Below are 21,432 nucleotides of genomic sequence, written 5' to 3'. Positions count from 1 at the left end.
TCGCCGGTTTTCCGTCACCGGCCTCTGGAGGGTAGGATGCGTAGCCTGGTTTTGCTGCTGGCCGTTTTGGCGCTTGGTGGCTGCATGAATGTCAGCGATATGGCTGAAGGAACTCGCTACCACATGAGCGATGCAGGGCTGCTGGATCACAGCGACAGTCGTCGGGCGAATAACCTGCGCATCCAGCCGGACTCGTTCATCTACATCGCCCAAGGTGCCTTCGCGCCGCCGGGCAGTGCCTATCCGCGACCGAACGTGGTCGCTGAAGAAGCCTTCAATGGCTTTATCGAATATTTCCCGATGGTCCGCCGCGCCCGCACCCCCGAGGGCCTCGACCAGGCCATGGGTGAAGCCCGCGCTGCCGGTGCCCATTACCTGCTTTACACGCGATTCGCCAAGGCAGATGACCGTATCGGTAACTCGGACGAATGGCTCGATCAGGAATACGTCGATCGCCTCGGCATCGACAGCGGCGTGATTCAGATCATGTTGATCGAGACCAGCACCCAGTATTTGATCGATACTGCACGTATCAAGAGTCGTGGCGGTTTACTGACGTTCCACGACAACAAGCCACAAGACCTGATTGGCCCGCCGCTGGAGCAATACGCGCGCAGCCTGATCGGGCTCAGCGACCAGTAACCCAAGGAGAACGCCATGAGTGGCCCGCAAAAAGCCAACGACTTGTTGGGGCAAATCCCCAAAACCAAAGGCTTGCCGCCGGTCCATTTGTGGAACCCTGACTTCTGTGGCGACATCGACATGCGCATCGCCCGTGACGGCACCTGGTTTTATCTGGGGACGCCGATCGGACGCAAGCCAATGGTCAAGCTGTTCTCCACCATCATCCGCCGCGATGGCGATGATTACTTCTTGATCACCCCGGTCGAGAAGGTTGGCATCAAGGTCGACGATGCGCCGTTTGTGGCGATTGCCGTGGACGTGGAGGGCGAGGGCGAAGCTCAGATCCTGCGATTCACTACCAACGTCGACGAGACCGCGGACGCCGGCACTGAACACCCGATTCGCGTAGTCATCGATCCAGTCACCCAGGAACCTGCGCCTTACGTGCATGTGCGCACCAACCTCGAAGCGCTGATCCACCGTAACGTCTTCTACCAGTTGGTGGAACTGGCCGTGACCCGTGAGATCGACGGGCAACGCTGGCTGGGCGTGTGGAGCGACGGCGAGTTCTTCCCCATCGGCCTCGAGCCGTAACACATAACACTGTGGGAGCGAGCCTGCTCGCGATGAGGCCATAACATTCACCATAGATGTTGCCTGTTACGCCGCCATCGCGAGCAGGCTCGCTCCCACATTGGATTTGTGGGTTCATCCGAAAAAATCAATTTGACACCCAATCGTATGATGATTAGCGTGGGCATCCATCGCGAACGGCTTTGTGCCGTTCCTGCATCGAGGTGCCCATGTCCAGCAGTTTTCATGCGTCGACCGTCGATTGGCTGGGTTGCTGGATAGCTGCAGGCCAGGTCAGACCCGGCGAAACCATCAAGGTCGAAGCCGACCTGGGTGAGCAACTCGGTGTCAGTCGCACGGTCATTCGCGAAGCCATCAAGACCTTGGTCGCCAAAGGCATGCTCGAAGTCGGGCCGAAGGTCGGCACGCGGGTGTTGCCGGTGCGGCGCTGGAATCTTTTTGATCCGCAAGTCGTGGGTTGGCTGTCACGCAGCGGCTTGCCGGAAAACTTCGTCGACGACTTGCTCGATCTGCGTCGCACCATCGAACCGATGGCCGTGCGCTGGGCGTGCGAGCGCGCGACGGTCGAACAGGTTCAGGCAATATTGCAGGCTTACAACGCGCTGGAGAGGGCGGTGGACAGCGGCATCGATTACAACCACGCCGACCAGATCTTCCACGAGTGCATACTCGCCGCCAGTCACAACCAGTTCATCGAACAAATGGTCCCGGCCCTCGGTGCGCTGTTGGCTGTTTCTTTTGAAGTGTCTGCCGCCGACCCGGACGAATTGCGCCGCACGCTACCGATTCACAAAGACATGGCCGACGCCATCGCCGCCCGGGATGCCGCGCGGGGTGTCTGGGCCTGCATGACCCTGATCGATAACGCGGACCTGGCGATCAAACGCTTCTACCCGCAAGTCATGGCCGACAAAAAAGCCAGCTGACAATAAAGAACCCTGTGGGAGCGGGCCTGCTGGCGAAAGCGGTTTAGCATTCAGCAACTAAGTTGCCTGACACACGGCCATCCCGAGCAGGCTCACTCCCACATAAAGCATTAAACAGGAGGTTTCATGACGTGGAATGCGGTTACCGGACACCGTGCGCAACTCGGTGAAGGCCCGTTCTGGGACGCGCCGACCCAAGCGCTGTACTGGGTGGACATTGCCGGCAAGCAAGCCCTGCGGCTGATCGGCGCCAACGTGCAGATCTGGGAAATGCCGGAACACGTCTCCGCGTTCATCCCCTGCGAGAGTGGCGATGCGCTGGTGACGTTGAGCAGCGGCGTCTATCGCCTGGACCTTGAATCGCCAGGACTCGAACCGCGCCTGACCTTGCTCTGCGTCGCCGATCCGCAACCCGGCAACCGCGCCAACGAAGCCCGCTGCGATGCACAGGGCCGGCTCTGGCTCGGCACCATGCAAAACAACATCGGAGAAAACGGCGAAGACTTGCCCATCGTGCGTCGATCCGGCGGCCTGTTTCGCATCGACCGCGACGCCCGTGTCACGCCGCTGCTTCGCGGGCTGGGCATTCCTAACACGTTGCTGTGGAGCGAAGACGAGACCACGCTGTTTTTCGCCGACAGCATGGACCAAACCTTGTACCGCTATTTCGTTCACACCGACGGCAATCTGGACACCGCGTACGTCTGGTTCGGTCCCCATGAGCGAGGTGGCCCGGATGGCTCGGCGATGGATGCCGAGGGCTTCATCTGGAACGCCCGATGGGACGGCAGCTGCCTGATCAGGCTGACCCCGGACGGCTATGTCGACCGCGTGATCGAACTGCCGGTCAGCCGCCCCACCAGTTGCGTGTTCGGCGGCGAAGACTTGAAAACCCTGTACATCACCAGCGCCGCGAGCCCGCTCAACCACCCGCTGGACGGTGCGCTGCTGTCGATTCGCGTCGATGTACCCGGAAAACCCTGCACACGCTTTGCTGGATAAATCCCAAAATATGGGATGTAAAATTATATATTGAGATTATTTGGTGGTCGGGTTTATAGTCGGCCATCAGTTACACGCACTCACACTTAAAAAAACAAAACAGGTGAAGTGATGCAGCGATTTTCCCAAAAGAATTTTGACCGGACATCGACAGATGCCCGGTTTTTGTCGTGCCTGCAAAAGGGGGCTTGATCCATGGCTGAACCTCTTTCCTTGCCACCCGTGCCCGAACCGCCCAAGGGCGAGCGCCTGAAAAACAAGGTGGTGTTGCTGACCGGCGCTGCGCAGGGCATTGGCGAGGCGATCGTCGCCACCTTCGCGTCGCAACACGCCAAGCTGATTATCAGTGATGTCCAGGTCGAGAAAGTCGAGAAAGTCGCGGCGCATTGGCGGGATAAAGGCTTCGATGTCTGCGCGATCAAGGCCGACGTCTCCCGGCAACAAGATCTGCACGCGATGGCCAGGTTGGCAGTCGAGCTTCACGGCCGGATCGACGTATTGGTCAACTGCGCCGGGATCAACGTGTTCCGGGATCCACTGGAAATGACCGAAGAAGACTGGCATCGCTGCTTCGCCATCGACCTCGACGGCGCATGGTACGGCTGCAAAGCGGTGCTGCCGCAAATGATCGAGCAGGGCATCGGCAGCATCATCAACATCGCCTCAACCCATTCCACTCACATTATTCCGGGCTGCTTCCCGTACCCAGTGGCCAAGCACGGCTTGCTCGGACTGACCCGCGCGCTGGGCATTGAATACGCGCCAAAGGGCATTCGCGTGAATGCAATCGCGCCGGGCTACATCGAAACCCAACTGAACGTCGATTACTGGAACGGTTTTGCCGACCCCCAGGCCGAACGTCAACGGGCCTACGACCTGCACCCACCACGGCGTATCGGGCAACCGATGGAAGTGGCGATGACTGCCGTTTTCCTGGCCAGCGATGAAGCGCCGTTCATCAATGCCTCATGCATCACCATCGATGGTGGTCGCTCGGTCATGTATCACGACTAAGCAAAACGGCTTTCAGACGCGAAACTCCGTCTGAAATCCAATCATCATACGATATGACTATTTGCTGCACCGTTTTCAAATAACGCTCAAAAAAAATAACAAGGAGTCAGCTTATGAATCGTCGTCGTGGGATCCGTTCCCTGTGCTGTGCCGCTCTGGCGGTCACTGCGGTCAGCCTGAGCAGTACGCTGCTGGCGGCCGAGGAAGTGAAAATCGGCTTCCTGGTCAAGCAGGCGGAAGAGCCCTGGTTCCAGACCGAATGGGCATTCGCCGAAAAGGCCGGGAAAGAGAAGGGCTTCACCGTGATCAAGATCGCCGTGCCTGACGGCGAGAAAACCCTCTCGGCCATCGACAGCCTCGCTGCCAACGGCGCCAAGGGCTTCGTGATCTGCCCGCCGGATGTCTCCCTCGGCCCGGCCATCATGGCCAAGGCCAAGCTCAATGGCTTGAAAGTCATCGCCGTCGATGACCGCTTCGTCGATGCCAATGGCAAGTTCATGGAAGACGTTCCGTACCTCGGCATGGCGGCGTTCGAAGTCGGCCAGAAGCAGGGCGCGGCCATGGCCACCGAAGCGAAAAAACGCGGCTGGGACTGGAAAGACACCTACGCGGTGATCAACACCTTCAATGAACTCGACACTGGCAAGAAGCGCACCGACGGCTCAGTCAAAGCCCTCGAAGACGCCGGGATGCCGAAAGACCACATCCTGTTCTCGGCCCTGAAAACCCTCGACGTGCCAGGCAGCATGGACGCCACCAACTCGGCGCTGGTGAAACTGCCGAGCGCGGCGAAGAACCTGATCATCGGCGGCATGAATGACAACACCGTGCTGGGCGGCGTGCGCGCCACCGAAAGCGCCGGTTTTGCCGCGGCCAACGTGATCGGCATCGGCATCAACGGCACCGACGCGATCGGCGAACTGAAGAAAGCCAACAGCGGTTTCTTCGGTTCGATGCTGCCAAGTCCGCACATCGAGGGCTACAACACCGCCAGCATGATGTTCGAGTGGGTTACCACCGGCAAAGAACCACCGAAGTACACCGCGATGGACGACGTGACGCTGATCACTCGCGAGAACTTCAAGCAGGAACTGGAAAAGATCGGCCTGTGGAACTGAGGGCTGGTTGATTTCATCGGCGGCCCTGGCGACGGGGCCGCCTGATTTGTGTGATGAGGTGGTTTTATGCACGCGCAAGTACAGACACATGAGCACAGCGTCGGCGGCAGCCTGCGCTTCAACGGGATCGGCAAGACCTTTCCCGGGGTGAAGGCGCTGGATGGCATCAGCTTTGTCGCTCATCCGGGGCAGGTTCACGCCTTGATGGGCGAGAACGGCGCCGGCAAATCGACCCTGCTGAAAATCCTCGGCGGTGCCTACACGCCGAGCAGCGGCGACCTGCAGATCGGCGAACAGACGATGGTCTTCAAGTCCACCGCCGACAGCATCGCCAGCCGCGTCGCGGTGATCCACCAAGAGCTGCACTTGGTGCCGGAAATGACCGTCGCGGAGAACCTGTTCCTCGGTCATCTGCCGGCCAGTTTCGGTTTGATCAATCGAGGTGCGCTGCGGCAACAAGCGCTGGCCTGCCTCAAAGGCTTGGCCGACGAAATCGATCCGCAGGAGAAAGTCGGGCGCCTGTCCCTCGGGCAGCGGCAACTGGTGGAAATCGCCAAGGCGTTGTCCCGTGGTGCGCATGTGATCGCGTTTGACGAACCGACCAGCAGCCTGTCGGCGCGGGAGATCGATCGATTGATGGCGATCATCGGGCGCCTGCGCGACGAAGGCAAAGTGGTGCTTTACGTGTCCCATCGCATGGAAGAAGTGTTCCGCATCTGCAACGCGGTGACGGTGTTCAAGGACGGTCGTTATGTGCGCACCTTCGAGGACATGAGTGAACTGACCCACGACCAACTGGTGACGTGCATGGTCGGGCGCGACATTCAGGACATTTACGATTACCGCAGTCGCCAGCGTGGTGCCGTCGCGCTCAAGGTTGACGGTTTGCTCGGGCCTGGCTTGCGTGAGCCGGTGAGTTTCGAGGTGCACAAGGGCGAGATTCTCGGGCTGTTCGGTCTGGTCGGCGCCGGTCGTACCGAGCTGTTCCGGATGCTCAGCGGGCTGACGCGCAACACCGCCGGACGCCTGGAACTTCGCGGTCATGAGGTGAAACTGCGTTCCCCTCGCGATGCCATCGCTGCCGGGATTCTGCTGTGCCCCGAGGACCGCAAGAAAGAGGGCATCCTGCCGCTCGCCAGTGTCGCCGAGAACATCAACATCAGCGCCCGCGGCGCCCATTCCACGTTCGGTTGCCTGTTGCGCGGTCTGTGGGAAAAGGGCAACGCCGACAAGCAGATCAAGGCGCTGAAAGTGAAGACGCCCAGTGCCGAGCAGAAAATCATGTACCTGTCCGGCGGCAATCAGCAGAAGGCCATTCTCGGTCGCTGGCTGTCGATGCCGATGAAAGTCCTGCTGCTGGACGAGCCTACTCGCGGCATCGACATCGGGGCGAAGGCCGAGATTTACCAGATCATCCATAACCTGGCCGCCAGCGGCATTGCGGTGATCGTGGTGTCCAGCGACCTGATGGAAGTGATGGGCATTTCCGACCGCATCCTGGTGCTCTGCGAAGGCGCGATGCGCGGCGAGTTGTCTCGCGCAGAGGCCAATGAATCCAACCTGCTGCAACTGGCTTTGCCGCGCCAACGCGCTGACGGCGTGGCGAACTGAGAGGTGACTATGACAATCCAAAACAACGCTCTGCCGACCCAGCGCAAACCCCTCGACTTGCGGCGCTTTCTCGATGACTGGGTCATGCTGATGGCGGCGGTCGGGATCTTCGTGCTGTGCACGTTGCTGATCGACAACTTCCTCTCGCCGCTGAACATGCGCGGTCTGGGCCTGGCGATTTCGACGACCGGGATTGCCGCCTGCACCATGCTGTATTGCCTGGCGTCCGGGCATTTCGACTTGTCGGTGGGCTCGGTGATTGCCTGTGCCGGCGTGGTCGCGGCGGTGGTGATGCGCGACACCGACAGCGTGTTTCTCGGCGTGAGTGCGGCGCTGGTGATGGGGCTGATCGTCGGGCTGATCAACGGCATCGTGATCGCCAAGCTGCGGGTCAACGCGTTGATCACCACGCTGGCGACCATGCAGATCGTTCGTGGCCTGGCTTACATTTTTGCCAATGGCAAAGCGGTCGGCGTGTCGCAGGAGTCGTTCTTCGTCTTCGGTAACGGCCAGTTGTTTGGCGTGCCGGTGCCGATCCTGATCACCATCGTCTGCTTCCTGTTTTTCGGCTGGTTGTTGAATTACACCACCTACGGGCGCAACACCATGGCCATTGGCGGCAACCAGGAAGCGGCGTTGCTGGCCGGGGTCAACGTTGACCGGACCAAGATCCTCATCTTTGCCGTGCACGGTGTGATCGGTGCGTTGGCCGGGGTGATTCTGGCGTCGCGCATGACCTCCGGGCAGCCGATGATTGGCCAGGGTTTCGAGCTGACGGTGATTTCGGCTTGCGTGCTGGGCGGGGTGTCGCTGAGCGGCGGGATCGGCATGATCCGGCATGTGATCGCCGGGGTGTTGATTCTGGCAATTATCGAGAATGCGATGAACCTGAAGAACATCGATACGTTTTATCAGTATGTGATTCGCGGTTCGATCCTATTGTTGGCCGTCGTCATCGACCGTCTCAAACAACGCTAACCCCGCTTTTGTGGCGAGGGAGCTTGCTCCCGCTGGGCTGCGTAGCGGCCCCAAAATCTCTGTTTTGATCCAGGATTTTGCGAGTGCTGCGCACTCGAGCGGGAGCAAGCTCCCTCGCCACAGTGGTTACTCCTCCTGTCACCTCCCTTAAATAATCCTTGCCCACCCCAGCCCGTTTCGGTTATCACTTTGTACATGATTAGACAGGTACGATTTGACAAGAAACAACGGGTGGTCGATGAGCTCATCCGGCGCATCGAAAGCGGCCTCATGGAGGACGGCTTTCTGTTGCCGGGTGAGCATCAGTTGGCTCAAGAATTCAAAGTCAGCCGCGGCACGCTGCGCGAGGCCCTTGCCGAGTTGAAACGACGCAACTACATCGCGACCCAAAGCGGCGTGGGCTCCATCGTCACTTTTGACGGTGTGGTGCTCGACCAACGCAGCGGCTGGGCGCAGGCTCTGGCCGACAGCGGGGCGCTGATCAATACCGAAGTGCTGCGGCTGGAGGCCGTCACGCGGCCGGACCTGATGTCACGTTTCGGCACCGACCAGTTCATCACCCTTGACCGGCGTCGCCGTTCCAACGACGGCAAGCTGGTTTCCCTCGAACGCTCATTGATGCCCGCCACCGGAGGCCTGGAAAGCCTGCCGCGTGTCGGCCTGATCGACCATTCCCTGACCATCACCCTGGCCGCCTACGGCTACATCGGCGAACGCGGCGATCAATGGATCGGCGCAGAACCCTTGAACGCAGAAGACGCCGAGTTGCTCGGGCGCCCAGTCGGCACGGTTTTCCTCAAAGCCTTGCGCACCACCTACGACCGGCAAAACCGCTTCATGGAACAGGTCGAAAGCCTGCTCGACCCGGTGCACTTTCGCCTGCACCTGCAGTTTGGAGAATCAAAATGACCGCGCTCGACCGTGCGCTCGGCGCGTTCTACGGACTGGCCTTGGGCGATGCGCTCGGCATGCCGACGCAGTCCTTGAGCCGCGCGGAAATCAAGGCGCGCTTCGGCCATATCACCGATCTGCAAGACGCCGGCCCCGATCAACCGATCGCCGCCAACATGCCCAAGGGCTCGATCACCGACGACACCGAACAGGCGATTCTCGTCGGTCAGTTGTTGGTGGACGGTGAGGGCTGGATCGAACCGGCCGTGCTCGCTCAACGGCTGATCGAATGGGAAGCCGGGATGCAGGCCAAGGGCTCCCAAGACTTGCTCGGGCCTTCGACCAAACGCGCGATCGAGATGATCCTCGCCGGCCACTCGCCGGAAGAAGCGGGGCGCTACGGCACCACCAATGGCGCGGCGATGCGCATCACGCCCGTGGGCCTCGCAGCGGATGTCGCCAACCCTGAGCGTTTCATCAGGGCCGTGGTACAAGCCTGCCAGGTTACTCACAACACCACGCTGGGCATTTCCAGCGCGGCAGCGGTGGCGGCGGTGGTTTCGGCCGGCATCAACGGCATGGACCTGGGCGAGGCCTTGAACCTCGGCCAGCAAATCGCCCAGCAAGCTGAAAGCCACGGCCACTGGGTCGCGGGCGGACGGATTGCCTCGCGCATCAGTTGGGCGCGGACCATCAGCGTCGACAGTGACAAAGCGTTGCTGGCGGATTTGCTGTACGACGTGATTGGCACGTCGGTGGCGTCGCAGGAGTCGGTGATCGTGTCGTTTGCCCTGGCACAACAAGTCGCCGTCGGTGAAATGAACGCGTTCGAAGCGCTGTGCATGGCCGCGAGCCTGGGCGGTGACACCGATACCATCGCTGCGATTCTCGGCGCGATGCTTGGGGCCTGTCTGGGGCTTGGGAGTTGGCCGGTGGCGATGATCGAACAGGTCAAAACCGTTAATGATCTGGAGCTGGAGCCTTTGGTAAAAGGGCTTTTAGCCTTGCGCTGACTGGACTGGCCTCTTCGCGAGCAAGCCCGCTCCCACAGGAATAGTGCAAACCCAACGGTACCTGTGGGAGCGAGCCTGCTCGCGATAGGCGCGCCGCGTATTTGAATTGATAACCCCGCAATGGATCGCACGGACTTGGCCAGGACAGCCGGGCTGTTGTTTTCGTCTTCCGTCATTGCCCACAACCACAAAAAAGGCAACAGGAGCATTTTTCATGAGTTCATCGAACGCCGGGCAAAGCGCCGGGCAACTGGAAACCCGCGGCATCGAACCGGTGCCGGAAGCTGAGTGCAACGGTCATCCGCTGCAACTGTTCTGGGTCTGGTTCGCGGCCAACATTTCCATCCTCGGGCTGCCGCTGGGCGCCACGCTGGTGGCGTTTCGCGGGTTGGCGATCTGGCAGGCGATCATCGTCGCGATCCTCGGCGCTGCGGGTTCTTTCGCCGTGGTCGGGATCATCTCCATCGCCGGTCGTCGTGGTCGCGCACCGAGCCTGACATTGTCGCGCGCGATCTTCGGCGTGCGCGGCAACATCGGCCCGACTCTGGTCTCGCTGATGTCGCGGCTGGGCTGGGAAACCGTCAACACCACCACCGCGGCCTTCGTGTTGCTGTCGTTGTGCTCGATCCTGTTCGGTTCGCCGGTGGAAGCCAAAAGCGCGCCGGTACTGACCCTGATCTTCATCGCGATTTTCGTGCTTCTGACCTTGTCGGTCTCCGGCCTCGGTCATGCCACCTTGCTGGTCATCCAGAAGTGGGCGACTTACGTGTTCGGTGCGCTGAACATTCTGGTCGGCGGCTTCCTTTGCGCCACCATTGACTGGAGCGCAGTATTCAACGCCACGCCTGCGCCATTGAGCGCGATGATCATCGGCGTCGGCACCATGGCTGCAGGCACCGGGATCGGCTGGGCCAACGCCGGCGCCGACATGTCGCGCTACCAGCACCGCAGCGTCAAAGCCGTGCGCCTGGTGGCGTCGGCGGCGTTCGGTGCGGGGATTCCGCTGGTGCTGCTGATCACCCTCGGTGGCCTGCTGTCGGTGGGCAACAACGATCTGGCGTCGGCCACTGACCCGATCATCGCAATCCGCGACATGCTGCCAACCTGGATGGCTGTGCCGTACCTGATCACCGCGTTCGGTGGGTTGTTGCTGTCGAACAACCTATCGGTGTATTCCGCCGGTTTGACCACGTTGACCCTCGGTCTGAAGGTCAAGCGCGTGTACGCTGTGGTGGTCGACATCGTCGCGATCTTCGCCGGTTCGATCTACTTCATGCTGATCGCCGACAGTTTCTACGGTCCGTTCATTACCTTCATTTCGCTGCTGGCGGTGCCGATCACGGCGTGGGTCGGGATCTTCGTCGTTGATCTGATCCACCGTCATTACTACAGCCCCCAAGACCTGCTGGACGTCAGCCCGAGCAGCGCCTACTGGTACAACGGCGGCATCGAGTGGCGCGCGTTTGGTGCCTGGGCGCTGGCGATCGTGCTGGGTTTCAGCTTCACCACCATTGGCACCACCGAACAAAACGTCTGGTTCCGCGGTTTCCTGTCTGACTCGTGGCTGGGCCATAACGGCCTCGGCTGGATCGTCACGTTCCTGGTGGCCGGGGGGATTTATTTTGTGCTCGGTGGGGCCAAGGATCGTCGTGCCGCAATGACTGAGAACGCTCATGCCTAGATTGCTGCACACCGGCCAGGTCATTATCGACCTGGTCATGGCCGTGGACAAACTGCCTCAACCGGGCGGTGACGTGCTAGCGCAGTCCGCCAGTTTCGAAGCCGGTGGCGGGTTTAACGTGATGGCCGCCGCCCAGCGGAACGGTTTGCCGGTGGTCTACCTCGGTCGTCATGGCACCGGTCGTTTCGGCGATCTGGCCCGTGAGGCGATGGGGGCTGAAGGCATTCAGGTTGGCATCGCACACAAGGCCGAACGGGACACAGGGCTGTGCGTTGCGGTGACCGATGCGTCGGCCGAGCGCAGTTTCATTTCCTGCATCGGCGCCGAGGGCGAATTGACGGCCGAGGACCTGGCGAACGTGCCGGTCGAGGCGGACGACTACGTTTACGTCAGCGGCTATAGCTTGCTGCATGCCGGCAAGGCCCAGGCGCTGGTGGAGTGGGTGCTGGGTTTGCCGAACGCGGTCAACGTGGTGTTCGACCCGGGCCCGTTGGTGGATTCGCCGGATGCACCGTTGATGCAGATGTTGTTGCCGCGCATTGATGTGTGGACCAGCAACAGTGTCGAGGCGCTACGGTTTACCGGGACGTCGGACATTGCCGAGGCGCTGGACAGGCTGACCGATCATCTGCCGGCCGACGTGTTGATGGTGATCCGCGATGGGCCGCAAGGGTGCTGGATCAGTCAGTACGGCGAACGTCAGCATGTGCCCGGTTTCAAGGTTGAGGCGGTGGACAGTAATGGTGCCGGGGATGCCCATGCCGGGGTGTTTCTGGCCGGGTTGGTGCAAGGGTTGTCGGCGGGTGAAGCGGCGCGGCGGGCGAATGCGGCTGCGGCGCTGGCGGTCACTCGATGGGGGCCGGCGACTTCGCCTGGGGCTGCTGAAGTGGATGAGTTGATCCGCAAGACTTTTGGCGTCTGATCTACCGCCATCGCGAGCAGGCTCGCTTGTATGTTTAGACTTGAAGGGGTGGGTGGGACTACAGACTCGATTCTGACTCTGACCAGTACAGACTGTGGGAGACTTCTCGTCCCGCCCCTTCTACCCAAAGCGCCGATAAGGAATTCATCGGTAAACCGACGATAGAGACAAGCCAGCGCAACGGTAGACCCCAACAAGCACTTAAACCCTAGCTCCGAGGATTCGTCATGACAATCCTTACTTCGCAGACGGTTGTTGGTATCGATATCGCCAAGGCCCAAATTGCTGTCTATCGCACCGACCTGCAAATCATTCAAGACATCAAGAACGATCGAACCGCCCTCAAGCGTTGGCTTAAAACCCTGCCTGCCCAAAGCGCTATCGCCGTTGAAGCCACCAACATCTACCACTTGGACACGGTAGAGCTGGCCCATGAGATGGGTCATCAGGTCTACGTGGTGGATGCTTATCGCGTGAGTCATTACCGCCGTGGCGTTGGCCAACGAGCCAAGAACGATCCCTGCGATGCGCGTTTGCTGGCGCGTTACCTGGAGAATGAACAAAGCAAACTGCGGGTCTGGAGCCCGCCACCCAAGGCCTACAGCTCGCTGAAAAGCCTGCTTCACAGACGTGCAACGCTGATCCAGAACCATGCTGGGCTGATGTTGAGTTGGGCCAATGAACCCTTGTTGAAGAAAGTGCAGGTCGCTCAGCAGAAGGCGTTCAAGCAAGCGGATCAGGCGATTCAGAAACTGCTGCGCAAGGTCAGCAAAGAGGCGGGAATTGAGGCGAATATTGATCGCTGCAAAGCCATCGAAGGCGTTGGGGAACTGACCGCAACCGGGTTGGCGACGACCTTTATGCGGGGCGATTTTGCGAACAGCGATGCGTTCATCGCATTCCTGGGAATGGACTTGGCAGTCGAAGACTCCGGCAAGAAGAATGGGCAGCGGTACCTGACCAAAAAAGGAGATCCGGAGGTTCGTCGTTTGGCGTACAACGCCGCAATGGCGGCGTGTCGCTCGCCTAAATGGAGGCCGTTTTACGAGGCATACCTGGCTAGAGGCTTCTCGAAAACCCAGGCCTTGGTTGCCTTGGCCCGAAAGCTCTGTCGAGTGGCATTTGCCCTGATGAAAAATCAGAGCGAATACCTGTCAGCCTGAGAATTCAGGGTTGCCGGGCAACATAGAATCTCCCACACTGGATCTGTGAACGACACAAATCCAATGTGGGAGCGAGCCTGCTCGCGATGGAGCCATTAAATTCAGTACATGAGTCAGCCTTAACCAGCCTTTCTCAAACGGTCGCAGCCGCGCACGACTGCGACCAGATTCATCTTGTTAAACGTCCAGCTTTCGCGCCGCCTCAACCCCAGCCGCGCTGAGTTTGATCGGCAGTTGCAGCGAGTGTTCGCCGGCTTCGTTACAGGTCACATGGCCGTGCTGAATCAGTCCACGGTCCTGTAGCGTGGCGAGGGCGCTGGCCACGACTTTCTCCCCCCGGTAATTGTCCAGGACCTCCTTGCCCAAGCCACCTGGATGGGCATGCAGCAGACGGGTCAGGACTTCTTTCTCAAGGTTTTTATCGACGTTCATGGTTACCTCTTCATGGATGTGGATAGGTGCAACTCGCATGGGCGAACTATTGACTGGCACCGCCTTCGGAACCCGAGCCACCGGTGGTGGTTTTCGAGCCGATGCCGGTGCCGGCGTTATCGGGTGTCTGGGTGTCCGGCTGGTTCATTCCCCCTTGACGGCCCGCATCGTTGCCTTGAATCCGTGGGTCGGTGCCCGTGGACGCAGGCACGCTGTCGACGCCCGAGCCATTGGTGTTCATGCCGGGCGAGCCTTGAGTGGTCGGGGACTTTGGACTTTCGACCGGGTTGGTCGGGCCGGTCCCGGGGGCGGGGGTCGCCGCGAACGCGGCAGAGGACAACAGCGTGGCAAGAGCGAGGGCAGTCAAGCGGGACGTGATCATGGTGTCGTCTCCATTCAATTAGAGTCCTTACCTGATGTTGGTCCGCCCCCGATTTGGATTGGTGCCTGATGAACGACGAACGGTTCAGGCCTGCTGAAGCGATCTGGCGCTGACGACCCGGCGCCAGATCAAGCGGCCCACGGTGATCAGCCAGTTCAGCAGCCCTACGGCGAGAACTGTGAGCAGAAGTGTCGTCATTCCGTGCTCGACGATGATCTTTCCGGCCAGCAACGGAAAACCGAACACGCCGATGAAGTACGACAGGCTGAACAGCAGCAACGATTGCGAAGTGGTGCCGTGCGGCGCTTCGTTCGCCGCCAGGCCATTGATCACCGAATACGTCAGCCCATAACCGACTCCGAGCATCATTGCCGCCAGCACGTAGCTGAACCCACTGTCGACCACGAAACCGAATAGCACGATCGAGCCCATCATCAGCCCCGACAGCAGGCAGGACGCGCGGAACGGATCGCGCTTGACCACGAAACCGGCAATCAACATTCGGCTGCTGATCGCCGCGCCCATGAAGCCGAAAAAGAACAGTGAGTAATCCAGCGAGCGAGACGCGGCGTAGCTGGTTTGAAAGCTCGACAGGCCACCGAATACGCACCCGCCGAGGCCGACCATGATGATCGGGAACACTGCTTTGGACGACAGCACCTGAACAGTTGCTCGCCAGGAAATGCGCGCGACGGAGGTGGCAGGTGAGGGCGCTTTTTTCAACTGAGCATCAAGCCGCCAAAACAGCACCACGCCGATCAGACTGGCCAGCGCCGCGAGGTAAAACGCGGCGGTCACCGGATAGCCCAGCGCACTCGCCGCGCGGCCCAACAACGGACCGCTGCCGATCCCGGTCATCATGCTGCCGGACAGCAGGGCGAAGTATTTTGCGCGTTGGGCGGGCGTTACCAGACTCGCGACAATAATCGGCCCCAAGGTGTAGAACACGCCCCAACCAAGCCCCAGCAGCAGTCCGAAAAACAACAACAGATTGCCGAAACCCGGCGTCACCGCGAAGCCCAAGCTGGCTGCCACCAGCAGCACGGCAAACAGCGCAATCGAACGCGCCGCGCCGAGCACATCAGACAGGTGCCCGGAGACAATCACCGCCGCAAACGTACTGAGCATCGCTGCCGAAATCACACTGCCGGCATCGTGTTCGTTACCGCCACGGGAGCCGATCAACAGCGACAACAGAAACGTCGAACCGTAGGACAACGACAGCAAATAACTGGCGAGGCAAAACAGGCCGAACAACCTGCTTGAGACATGGGGCGGTGCGGTAGACATGACGCGGTTCCTTGACCCGATAAAGTCGCAATCCCTCTATCTACCACGCACATCGACATTGTTAGGTCCGAGGTTATCGATGCCAGGGTTAGCGCCGGCCGGAGTAATACGCTCAGGGTATGCCGATTTCTTCCTTGAACAGTTCCATGAAACCTATCAAGCGCTCATGCCTGATGCGCGCCAGTCGCTGGCCGGTCATCGTCTGGAAACCGTCCGCCAGGTGCAGCAGCTTGGTCTGAAAGTGATCAAGGCAAAAGCGTTTGTCATCGTAGTCCCGCGCCCTCGCTTCCGGGTCTTGCGGGTCGTACAACGCGCTGCCCATGCGCCCTGCAATGTAAAACGTGCGCGCGACGCCGAGCATGCCGAGGGAGTCGAGACGGTCGGCGTCCTGCATGACCTTCGCTTCGAGCGAGGTCGGGGTGATGTTGGCGGAGAAGCTGTGGGCTTCAATGGCGTGGGAGACCGCACTGATTTTTGCGCTTGGCCAACCCATGTCGGCCAACACGGCAGAGGCCTTTTCTGCTGCCAGGCGTGAAGCCTGCGAACGCAACGGCGAATTCTTCTCAACCGCCACGCAATCATGCAAAAGCACCGCCGCCAGCATCACTTCAAGATCGCCACCTTCTTCAGCCTGAAGCGTGCGCACGTTGAGCCACACCCGTTGCAGATGGGACAGATCGTGAGCGCCATCTTCCGAGGGTTCCAGCGCATGGGGTAGCAGCTCAGTGGCGAGCGTTTGCAGCGGTGTAAAAGCATCAGTGGTCATAAACATCCTGTTAAGTGAGCGCGAATATGTGGCGAGGGAGCTTTTGTGGCGAGGGGGCTTGCCCCCGTTGGACTGCGCAGCAGTCCTGATATCCTCAACGCTGCCTGCCTGGAAGATTACGATGACCGTACTGGGGCGGTTGCGCAACCCAACGGGGGCAAGCCCCCTCGCCACAAAAGCTACCCTCCGTAAGATTTCCCATGTAACGAGCGCCGACTTAGTATGGCGTTTTCAACTTTCGACAAAGGCACGTCCATGACGATCGAGATCCGCCCGGCGACCCCCAGCGATGCACCGCAAATCCTCGGGTTCATCACTGAACTGGCCGACTACGAACGTGCCCGCCACGAAGTCATCGCCAGCGTTGCCGACATCGAACGCAGCCTGTTCAGTGAAGGCGCCACCGCCCACGGCCTGATCTGCCTGCGCGACGGCCTGCCGATCGGCTTCGCGGTGTTCTTCTTCAGCTATTCCACCTGGCTCGGCAGCAACTGCCTGTACCTCGAAGACCTCTACATCACCCCCCAACAGCGCGGTGGCGGCGCCGGTAAAACCTTGCTGCGCCACCTCGCCAAAATCGCCTGCGCCAATGACTGCGGACGCTTCGAGTGGAGCGTGCTGGACTGGAACAAACCGGCAATCGAATTTTACAAGTCGCTGGGGGCGCAGCCACAGGAAGAGTGGGTTCGGTATCGGATGGATGGGAAGGTGTTGCGCGAGTTTGCCGAGGGGAGTTGATAAACGTTGTTTTCTTGCGCTGAATCCAGTTGTCGCCACGGGTCTAGTCCGTCATCCTGTGCGCCTTTGCGCGCTCACGGATGACACCTGCAATGCCGATGGCATTTTCATTTCGACATTCGTCACCGCCATCTACTATCCGGTTTGGTTGAACGCTGTTGGTGCATCTGTTTTGTGCCCTGGATGTTTGCCACCATCGCTTTAAAACTCAAAAAGCAAGGAGCTTTGACTTGAGTGGAAAACCTGCTGCGCGCGTTACCGATCCTACTTCGTGCCCATTGCCCGGACATGGCACCAATCCAATTGTTTCCGGATCGCCCGATGTTTTTTTCGATGGCCTGGCCGCTGCTCGCATGACAGACAAATCTGCGTGTGGCAGCCCAATTACCGGCGCAGTTTCGGGTACGGTTTTCATCAATGGACTCAATGCTGCAACCCTCGACAGCACGGGCGGGCATGGCAACGTAGTCATCGGCGGTTCCGGGACCGTTATCATTGGGCAAAGCGGAGGCGGAGCATCGTTTAGTGGGTTGCTGCCCATGCCGGTGCATTTCACCGACAGACTACAAGTGGTGAATGATGCGACCGGTGAGCCAATTCCTTATCACCCCTACACCATTCAGCGTGGTGACGGAAGCGAAGAGCATGGTGTGACGGATGCGTCCGGGTTTACTCACACCGTTAGTTCTCATTTGGCCGAGACCATTAAACTGTTTGTGGAGTGATTGGCATGGCTGGTGAAGCAGCAGCGGTGAAACAAGAGTTACCAAAAAGAGAAGTAAAAACGCATACATTGACCTGTAAAACGGATCAGGCTGTTAAGCAAGTTCCTGTCACCTTACGAGACGTGGTTGTATTTTTTATTGGTGGTGCAGGCGATCAGGAAAGTTACTACGGCACAGGGCCTAATAATAATATCGATTACGTGCGTAGGATTGCTGTTGACGATGCAAAGCAACTGGAAATTTTGAAGCGCTGTCCTTCGTGGGCGCTAAGTTATAATTCCTTTATTAGTAATGATGATCTTGAACGCAATGTGCTGAGTCGAATACCTAATTGCTCTACCGCGATTTACATCATTGGTCATAGTCTCGGTGGGTGGAATGGTGCCCACCTTTCCAGCGTGCTGACAGACAAAGGCTTCAAAGTAAAAATGCTGATTACACTGGACCCGGTAGGTGAAGGGAAAATCGTCTACGGCATCTCAAGTATCTATAGGCGAGAGCCCACTCCCAAGGCTGACTACTGGGTTAATATTCGGGCGGCAGCGCTAGACTGGAATGTATCGGATCTGGTCGCGGACTTTGGTGAGCAGTGGGAAATAATACAGGGACCCAATGTCATGGGGAGGGTAGATATCAATCATGCCGATGCAGACAGAATGTTTGTGCAGACATTACCTGGAGGCAAGTCTGCCCGACAAATATTCAACGAGTCGATTTTGAACTACTTCAGGGAGTGATTCTGGATGCATAAGTTTTTTTTGTTTTTAATGATCTTGATGAGTGCATCGTGTTCTCTCAATCACGGAAGACCTATCGCAACCCTTGAGTATTCCAGTGTAAGCGAACTTCGGAATACTGGGATTTACCAGGTTTTTTTCACTTCCGATGTGGAGCTTCTTGGGTTGTTTAAGTCGCGAATAGGTGAGGGGTTGGTCTGTTCTTTAGAAGATGATTTGGATTTTACCGAGGCGCACCATATAAAGCGTTCCGGTTTTGGCTTGGTAGAAAAAGTGAATGAGCCGGCACCGTTGCTCTATCGAGCGAATGTTATTTTTAGTGAGTCGGAAAGCGGAAAAGGAGGAGAAGATTATTTGGAAGGAGCGGCGCTTATTCCGCTATTGAAAAAACGTGACTTTATTTCGTGTGTGTATCGAGTTCATACCACTACGTACAATACGTACTTCTCTAAAGTCATGCATGTGCCAACCGCAGAGCTGTTGAAGGCTATTTCTCACCAGTAAACAAACCATGTGATTCGAGTTTGTTTGCCGGGAAAACAGTTTCTCAATGACTCAGTCACTGGCTTCCCAATAACTATTGATCAATCCTCCGAGGACTTGTCGAACGGTAATCTTGAAAGCCCCGGCCTTACCCTCATCAAGGGCCGCTTTCCATGTCGCATAACCTTGACTGAATTCCGGAATATCTGCGGTTTCCCCCATGCGATGGGTGATGCTGCGTTCCAAGGCTTTTGCCTGGAAGGGTAGGTGTGGCATTTCATTGAACTCGCAACCTGTCACCGGATTGATCATCCGAAAGCCATCCACCCTGATGTGAACAACCTTACCCAGCTTTGGATAATTCTCGATTTTCAGGATCGTCAGTGTCGATCCATCCTCGCCCGGCCGGTTTTTGTAGGCCCAGATATCGCCCACCTTCAATTCTTTCGATGCGCTGAATGCTGCGGTGGACCAGAGAGCACTGCAGAACAGCAGCGCCTTTAAAGCAATCTTCATTTTTCTTCCTTGAGGGCTGGGTGCCGTTCCGATGCCGGGCATTTTAAGGCGTTGGCGGAGAAAATCTTGTCACACTTGTAAATCCCATAATATGGGAGTGTTATTTATATATTGAGATCTCTCCGCCTCCGGGTTTATAGTCCAGCTCACTCACTGCCAATAAACAAAACAGGTGAAGCGATGCTGGCGCAATTGATCGCGCTCGATTGGGGGACGACCTCATTACGTGCTTACAAACTCGCCGCGGGTGGCCAGGTGCTGGAACAGCGTTCGCTGTCATCCGGGATCATGCAGTTGCCCCGGACGCCGCGAATCATCAACGACCAGGAATGCGCCGACGGTTTTGAACTGGCCTTCGACGAGGCGTGCGGTGACTGGCTCGACGCGCAGCCGGATTTGCCGGTGATTGCCTGTGGCATGGTTGGCAGCGCCCAGGGTTGGCGCGAAGCGGCCTACTGCGACACGCCGGCAAACGTCGCCAATCTCGGAACTTCCCTACAAACCATTCGCAGTCTTCGCGGTGTCGATGTGCACATCGTGCCGGGCGTGATTCAGCGTTCGCGTTTGCCGAACGTGATGCGCGGCGAAGAAACCCAAGTGCTCGGTGTCCTGCAGAATCTGCCGATCGAGCAGGGCCGTGATCTGTTGATCGGCCTGCCGGGCAGTCATTCGAAATGGGTGGAAGTGGCCGGCGGTTGCATCGTGCATTTCGACACCTTCATGACCGGCGAGATCTTTGCCGTGCTCAGCGAACACAGCATTCTGGGGCGCACCCAGCAAAAGGGCGCGTCCTTCGATGGCCAGGCGTTTGATCGCGGTGTGCAAGTGGCGCTGTCGGCGGAGGGCGAGATCGGGCCGCTGTCGACCATGTTCAGTGCCCGCAGCCTCGGGTTGACGGGCGAACTTAGCGCGACCGCGCAACCGGACTATTTGTCGGGCCTGCTGATCGGCCATGAGCTGTCAGCGCTGGCCAACGTTCAGCGGCGCCGACGCAACAGCGTTCATCTGCCGTCGATCATTCTCATTGGTAATTCCCAACTCTGTGCTCGCTACAGCCGGGCCCTAGACGCCTGCGGTTTTGCCCGCGTGACGCTGGCCGAACAAGCCACCGAACGCGGGTTGTGGCAGTTGGCGGTCGCCGCCGGACTGATCGTCGCACACCCACCTCGTTAAACCTGACTGGAGGTCTGACATGCTCAAGCAAGCACTGGCGCAAAACGGTCTGATCGCGATCCTGCGTGGCCTGCGCCCGCAAGAAGCGGCCGCCATTGGCGAAGTCCTTTACGCCGCCGGATTTCGCGTCATCGAAGTGCCGCTCAACTCCCCTGAGCCCTACGACAGTATCCGCATCCTGCGCAGTACCTTGCCCGCCGATTGCCTGATCGGTGCAGGCACGGTGCTGACGCCGGAGCAGGTCGAGCAAGTGAAGGCGGCGGGCGGTCAAGTGATCGTCATGCCGCACAGCGATCCCAAAGTGTTGCGCGCGGCGAAGGCGGCGGGGCTGTTCCTGTCGCCGGGCGTTGCCACTCCGACCGAGGCCTTTGCGGCGCTGGCCGAAGGGGCGGACGTGCTGAAGATGTTCCCAGCCGAGCAGATGGGGCCGGCAGTCGTCAAAGCCTGGCTCGCGGTGTTGCCAGCAGGGACGATTCTGGCGCCGGTCGGCGGGATTACGCCGGACAACATGCAGGTGTTTATCGACGCCGGCGTCAAGGGATTCGGACTGGGTTCCGGGTTGTTCAAACCGGGCATGACGCCTGAGGACGTGGCGGTAAACGCCAAGGCCTATGTCGCTGCCTGGAAAGCCCTTCGCTAAGACTTTTTGGCGC

24 protein-coding genes are annotated in these 21,432 nt (G+C 59.0%); 19 read left to right on the top strand and 5 right to left on the bottom strand.

Going from position 1 to position 21,432, the window contains the following annotated elements; translation table 11 throughout:
* Window positions 1-36 precede the first annotated feature (36 nt).
* The 13 genes from ACA060_RS20960 to ACA060_RS20900 all read left to right on the top strand — a co-directional run bounded on the left by ACA060_RS20960 (window position 37) and on the right by ACA060_RS20900 (window position 13,537).
* Window positions 37-642 carry a DUF4823 domain-containing protein gene (locus tag ACA060_RS20960; protein ID WP_497312949.1) on the top strand — a complete coding sequence of 202 codons (606 nt, stop codon included), beginning with the start codon at window positions 37-39 and terminating at the stop codon, window positions 640-642.
* Window positions 643-657: 15 nt separating this feature from the next.
* A complete protein-coding gene (locus tag ACA060_RS20955) occupies window positions 658-1,218 on the top strand; it encodes a DUF1285 domain-containing protein (protein ID WP_497312947.1) in 561 nt (186 codons plus the stop codon).
* 209 nt (window positions 1,219-1,427) lie between these two features.
* Window positions 1,428-2,144 (top strand): FadR/GntR family transcriptional regulator, encoded by a 717-nt coding sequence (locus ACA060_RS20950; RefSeq protein WP_109633830.1) that lies wholly within the window; start codon window positions 1,428-1,430, stop codon window positions 2,142-2,144.
* Window positions 2,145-2,270: 126 nt separating this feature from the next.
* Entirely contained in the window at window positions 2,271-3,146 is an 876-nt protein-coding gene (locus ACA060_RS20945; protein ID WP_497312945.1) for an SMP-30/gluconolactonase/LRE family protein, read from the top strand.
* A 195-nt stretch (window positions 3,147-3,341) separates the two neighbouring features.
* Window positions 3,342-4,160, top strand: a complete 819-nt coding sequence (locus ACA060_RS20940) for an SDR family oxidoreductase (protein WP_497312943.1) — start codon at window positions 3,342-3,344, stop codon at window positions 4,158-4,160.
* Between the two features lie 113 nt (window positions 4,161-4,273).
* Window positions 4,274-5,278 carry a substrate-binding domain-containing protein gene (locus ACA060_RS20935; protein ID WP_497312941.1) on the top strand — a complete coding sequence of 335 codons (1,005 nt, stop codon included), beginning with the start codon at window positions 4,274-4,276 and terminating at the stop codon, window positions 5,276-5,278.
* Between the two features lie 66 nt (window positions 5,279-5,344).
* Window positions 5,345-6,889, top strand: a complete 1,545-nt coding sequence (araG, locus tag ACA060_RS20930; RefSeq protein ID WP_109633823.1) for an L-arabinose ABC transporter ATP-binding protein AraG — start codon at window positions 5,345-5,347, stop codon at window positions 6,887-6,889.
* Window positions 6,890-6,898: 9 nt separating this feature from the next.
* A complete protein-coding gene (araH, locus tag ACA060_RS20925; RefSeq protein WP_497312939.1) occupies window positions 6,899-7,867 on the top strand; it encodes an L-arabinose ABC transporter permease AraH in 969 nt (322 codons plus the stop codon).
* A 195-nt stretch (window positions 7,868-8,062) separates the two neighbouring features.
* Window positions 8,063-8,776, top strand: coding sequence for a GntR family transcriptional regulator (locus ACA060_RS20920; RefSeq protein WP_497312937.1), 714 nt, complete (start codon window positions 8,063-8,065; stop codon window positions 8,774-8,776).
* Window positions 8,773-9,771 (top strand): ADP-ribosylglycohydrolase family protein, encoded by a 999-nt coding sequence (locus tag ACA060_RS20915; protein ID WP_497312935.1) that lies wholly within the window; start codon window positions 8,773-8,775, stop codon window positions 9,769-9,771. Before ACA060_RS20920 ends, ACA060_RS20915 begins: the two co-directional genes overlap by 4 nt.
* A 214-nt stretch (window positions 9,772-9,985) precedes the next feature.
* Window positions 9,986-11,452, top strand: a complete 1,467-nt coding sequence (locus ACA060_RS20910; RefSeq protein WP_497312933.1) for a purine-cytosine permease family protein — start codon at window positions 9,986-9,988, stop codon at window positions 11,450-11,452.
* The gene (locus ACA060_RS20905) at window positions 11,445-12,374 is read left to right on the top strand and encodes a PfkB family carbohydrate kinase (RefSeq protein ID WP_497312931.1); all 930 of its coding nucleotides are present in this window, start codon (window positions 11,445-11,447) and stop codon (window positions 12,372-12,374) included. Before ACA060_RS20910 ends, ACA060_RS20905 begins: the two co-directional genes overlap by 8 nt.
* A 227-nt stretch (window positions 12,375-12,601) precedes the next feature.
* Window positions 12,602-13,537 carry an IS110 family transposase gene (locus ACA060_RS20900; RefSeq protein WP_497312172.1) on the top strand — a complete coding sequence of 312 codons (936 nt, stop codon included), beginning with the start codon at window positions 12,602-12,604 and terminating at the stop codon, window positions 13,535-13,537.
* A gap of 177 nt (window positions 13,538-13,714) precedes the next feature.
* Here ACA060_RS20900 and ACA060_RS20895 read toward each other — a convergent pair whose 3' ends face one another.
* The 4 genes from ACA060_RS20895 to ACA060_RS20880 all read right to left on the bottom strand — a co-directional run bounded on the left by ACA060_RS20895 (window position 13,715) and on the right by ACA060_RS20880 (window position 16,407).
* Window positions 13,715-13,969, bottom strand: a complete 255-nt coding sequence (locus tag ACA060_RS20895) for a hypothetical protein (RefSeq protein ID WP_094468480.1) — start codon at window positions 13,967-13,969, stop codon at window positions 13,715-13,717.
* Window positions 13,970-14,015: 46 nt separating this feature from the next.
* Window positions 14,016-14,351: a hypothetical protein gene (locus ACA060_RS20890; RefSeq protein ID WP_109633812.1), complete on the bottom strand. Its 336-nt coding sequence runs from the start codon at window positions 14,349-14,351 to the stop codon at window positions 14,016-14,018.
* Window positions 14,352-14,435: 84 nt separating this feature from the next.
* Window positions 14,436-15,641, bottom strand: coding sequence for an MFS transporter (locus tag ACA060_RS20885; protein WP_497312929.1), 1,206 nt, complete (start codon window positions 15,639-15,641; stop codon window positions 14,436-14,438).
* Window positions 15,642-15,753: 112 nt separating this feature from the next.
* Window positions 15,754-16,407: an HD domain-containing protein gene (locus tag ACA060_RS20880; RefSeq protein ID WP_497312927.1), complete on the bottom strand. Its 654-nt coding sequence runs from the start codon at window positions 16,405-16,407 to the stop codon at window positions 15,754-15,756.
* Between the two features lie 255 nt (window positions 16,408-16,662).
* On the opposite strand from ACA060_RS20880, the gene ACA060_RS20875 reads away from it, so the two are divergent.
* The 4 genes from ACA060_RS20875 (at window position 16,663) to ACA060_RS20860 (ending at window position 19,111) form a co-directional block, all read left to right on the top strand.
* A complete protein-coding gene (locus tag ACA060_RS20875; protein ID WP_010461803.1) occupies window positions 16,663-17,145 on the top strand; it encodes a GNAT family N-acetyltransferase in 483 nt (160 codons plus the stop codon).
* A gap of 230 nt (window positions 17,146-17,375) precedes the next feature.
* Window positions 17,376-17,870 (top strand): PAAR domain-containing protein, encoded by a 495-nt coding sequence (locus ACA060_RS20870; RefSeq protein ID WP_497312925.1) that lies wholly within the window; start codon window positions 17,376-17,378, stop codon window positions 17,868-17,870.
* Between the two features lie 5 nt (window positions 17,871-17,875).
* Window positions 17,876-18,607, top strand: a complete 732-nt coding sequence (locus tag ACA060_RS20865) for an alpha/beta hydrolase family protein (protein ID WP_109633804.1) — start codon at window positions 17,876-17,878, stop codon at window positions 18,605-18,607.
* 6 nt (window positions 18,608-18,613) lie between these two features.
* A complete protein-coding gene (locus tag ACA060_RS20860; protein ID WP_109633802.1) occupies window positions 18,614-19,111 on the top strand; it encodes a hypothetical protein in 498 nt (165 codons plus the stop codon).
* Window positions 19,112-19,162: 51 nt separating this feature from the next.
* On the opposite strand, the gene ACA060_RS20855 is transcribed toward ACA060_RS20860, so the two are convergent.
* Complete coding sequence (locus tag ACA060_RS20855; protein ID WP_497312923.1) at window positions 19,163-19,606, bottom strand: hypothetical protein; 444 nt, start codon at window positions 19,604-19,606, stop codon at window positions 19,163-19,165.
* A 180-nt stretch (window positions 19,607-19,786) separates the two neighbouring features.
* Between ACA060_RS20855 and ACA060_RS20850 the strand changes: the two genes are divergently transcribed.
* Both ACA060_RS20850 and ACA060_RS20845 read left to right on the top strand, forming a co-directional pair.
* Window positions 19,787-20,779 (top strand): 2-dehydro-3-deoxygalactonokinase, encoded by a 993-nt coding sequence (locus tag ACA060_RS20850; protein ID WP_497312921.1) that lies wholly within the window; start codon window positions 19,787-19,789, stop codon window positions 20,777-20,779.
* 19 nt (window positions 20,780-20,798) lie between these two features.
* Entirely contained in the window at window positions 20,799-21,419 is a 621-nt protein-coding gene (locus ACA060_RS20845) for a 2-dehydro-3-deoxy-6-phosphogalactonate aldolase (protein WP_497312919.1), read from the top strand.
* Window positions 21,420-21,432: the final 13 nt, after the last annotated feature.

It is taken from the genome of Pseudomonas sp. LBUM1671 (assembly GCF_059695685.1).
This window is presented reverse-complemented; position numbering and strand designations above follow the sequence as displayed.

Coding starts and splice junctions, on each gene's coding strand:
- ACA060_RS20860 (WP_109633802.1), top strand. CDS start 18,614: ATGCATAAGTTTTTTTTGTTTTTAATGATCTTGATGAGTGCATCGTGT.
- ACA060_RS20845 (WP_497312919.1), top strand. CDS start 20,799: ATGCTCAAGCAAGCACTGGCGCAAAACGGTCTGATCGCGATCCTGCGT.
- ACA060_RS20875 (WP_010461803.1), top strand. CDS start 16,663: ATGACGATCGAGATCCGCCCGGCGACCCCCAGCGATGCACCGCAAATC.
- ACA060_RS20850 (WP_497312921.1), top strand. CDS start 19,787: ATGCTGGCGCAATTGATCGCGCTCGATTGGGGGACGACCTCATTACGT.
- ACA060_RS20920 (WP_497312937.1), top strand. CDS start 8,063: ATGATTAGACAGGTACGATTTGACAAGAAACAACGGGTGGTCGATGAG.
- araG (WP_109633823.1), top strand. CDS start 5,345: ATGCACGCGCAAGTACAGACACATGAGCACAGCGTCGGCGGCAGCCTG.
- ACA060_RS20910 (WP_497312933.1), top strand. CDS start 9,986: ATGAGTTCATCGAACGCCGGGCAAAGCGCCGGGCAACTGGAAACCCGC.
- ACA060_RS20895 (WP_094468480.1), bottom strand. CDS start 13,969: ATGAACGTCGATAAAAACCTTGAGAAAGAAGTCCTGACCCGTCTGCTG.
- ACA060_RS20855 (WP_497312923.1), bottom strand. CDS start 19,606: ATGAAGATTGCTTTAAAGGCGCTGCTGTTCTGCAGTGCTCTCTGGTCC.
- ACA060_RS20890 (WP_109633812.1), bottom strand. CDS start 14,351: ATGATCACGTCCCGCTTGACTGCCCTCGCTCTTGCCACGCTGTTGTCC.
- ACA060_RS20900 (WP_497312172.1), top strand. CDS start 12,602: ATGACAATCCTTACTTCGCAGACGGTTGTTGGTATCGATATCGCCAAG.
- ACA060_RS20885 (WP_497312929.1), bottom strand. CDS start 15,641: ATGTCTACCGCACCGCCCCATGTCTCAAGCAGGTTGTTCGGCCTGTTT.
- ACA060_RS20940 (WP_497312943.1), top strand. CDS start 3,342: ATGGCTGAACCTCTTTCCTTGCCACCCGTGCCCGAACCGCCCAAGGGC.
- ACA060_RS20865 (WP_109633804.1), top strand. CDS start 17,876: ATGGCTGGTGAAGCAGCAGCGGTGAAACAAGAGTTACCAAAAAGAGAA.
- ACA060_RS20935 (WP_497312941.1), top strand. CDS start 4,274: ATGAATCGTCGTCGTGGGATCCGTTCCCTGTGCTGTGCCGCTCTGGCG.
- ACA060_RS20880 (WP_497312927.1), bottom strand. CDS start 16,407: ATGACCACTGATGCTTTTACACCGCTGCAAACGCTCGCCACTGAGCTG.
- ACA060_RS20950 (WP_109633830.1), top strand. CDS start 1,428: ATGTCCAGCAGTTTTCATGCGTCGACCGTCGATTGGCTGGGTTGCTGG.
- ACA060_RS20915 (WP_497312935.1), top strand. CDS start 8,773: ATGACCGCGCTCGACCGTGCGCTCGGCGCGTTCTACGGACTGGCCTTG.
- ACA060_RS20905 (WP_497312931.1), top strand. CDS start 11,445: ATGCCTAGATTGCTGCACACCGGCCAGGTCATTATCGACCTGGTCATG.
- ACA060_RS20945 (WP_497312945.1), top strand. CDS start 2,271: ATGACGTGGAATGCGGTTACCGGACACCGTGCGCAACTCGGTGAAGGC.
- araH (WP_497312939.1), top strand. CDS start 6,899: ATGACAATCCAAAACAACGCTCTGCCGACCCAGCGCAAACCCCTCGAC.
- ACA060_RS20955 (WP_497312947.1), top strand. CDS start 658: ATGAGTGGCCCGCAAAAAGCCAACGACTTGTTGGGGCAAATCCCCAAA.
- ACA060_RS20960 (WP_497312949.1), top strand. CDS start 37: ATGCGTAGCCTGGTTTTGCTGCTGGCCGTTTTGGCGCTTGGTGGCTGC.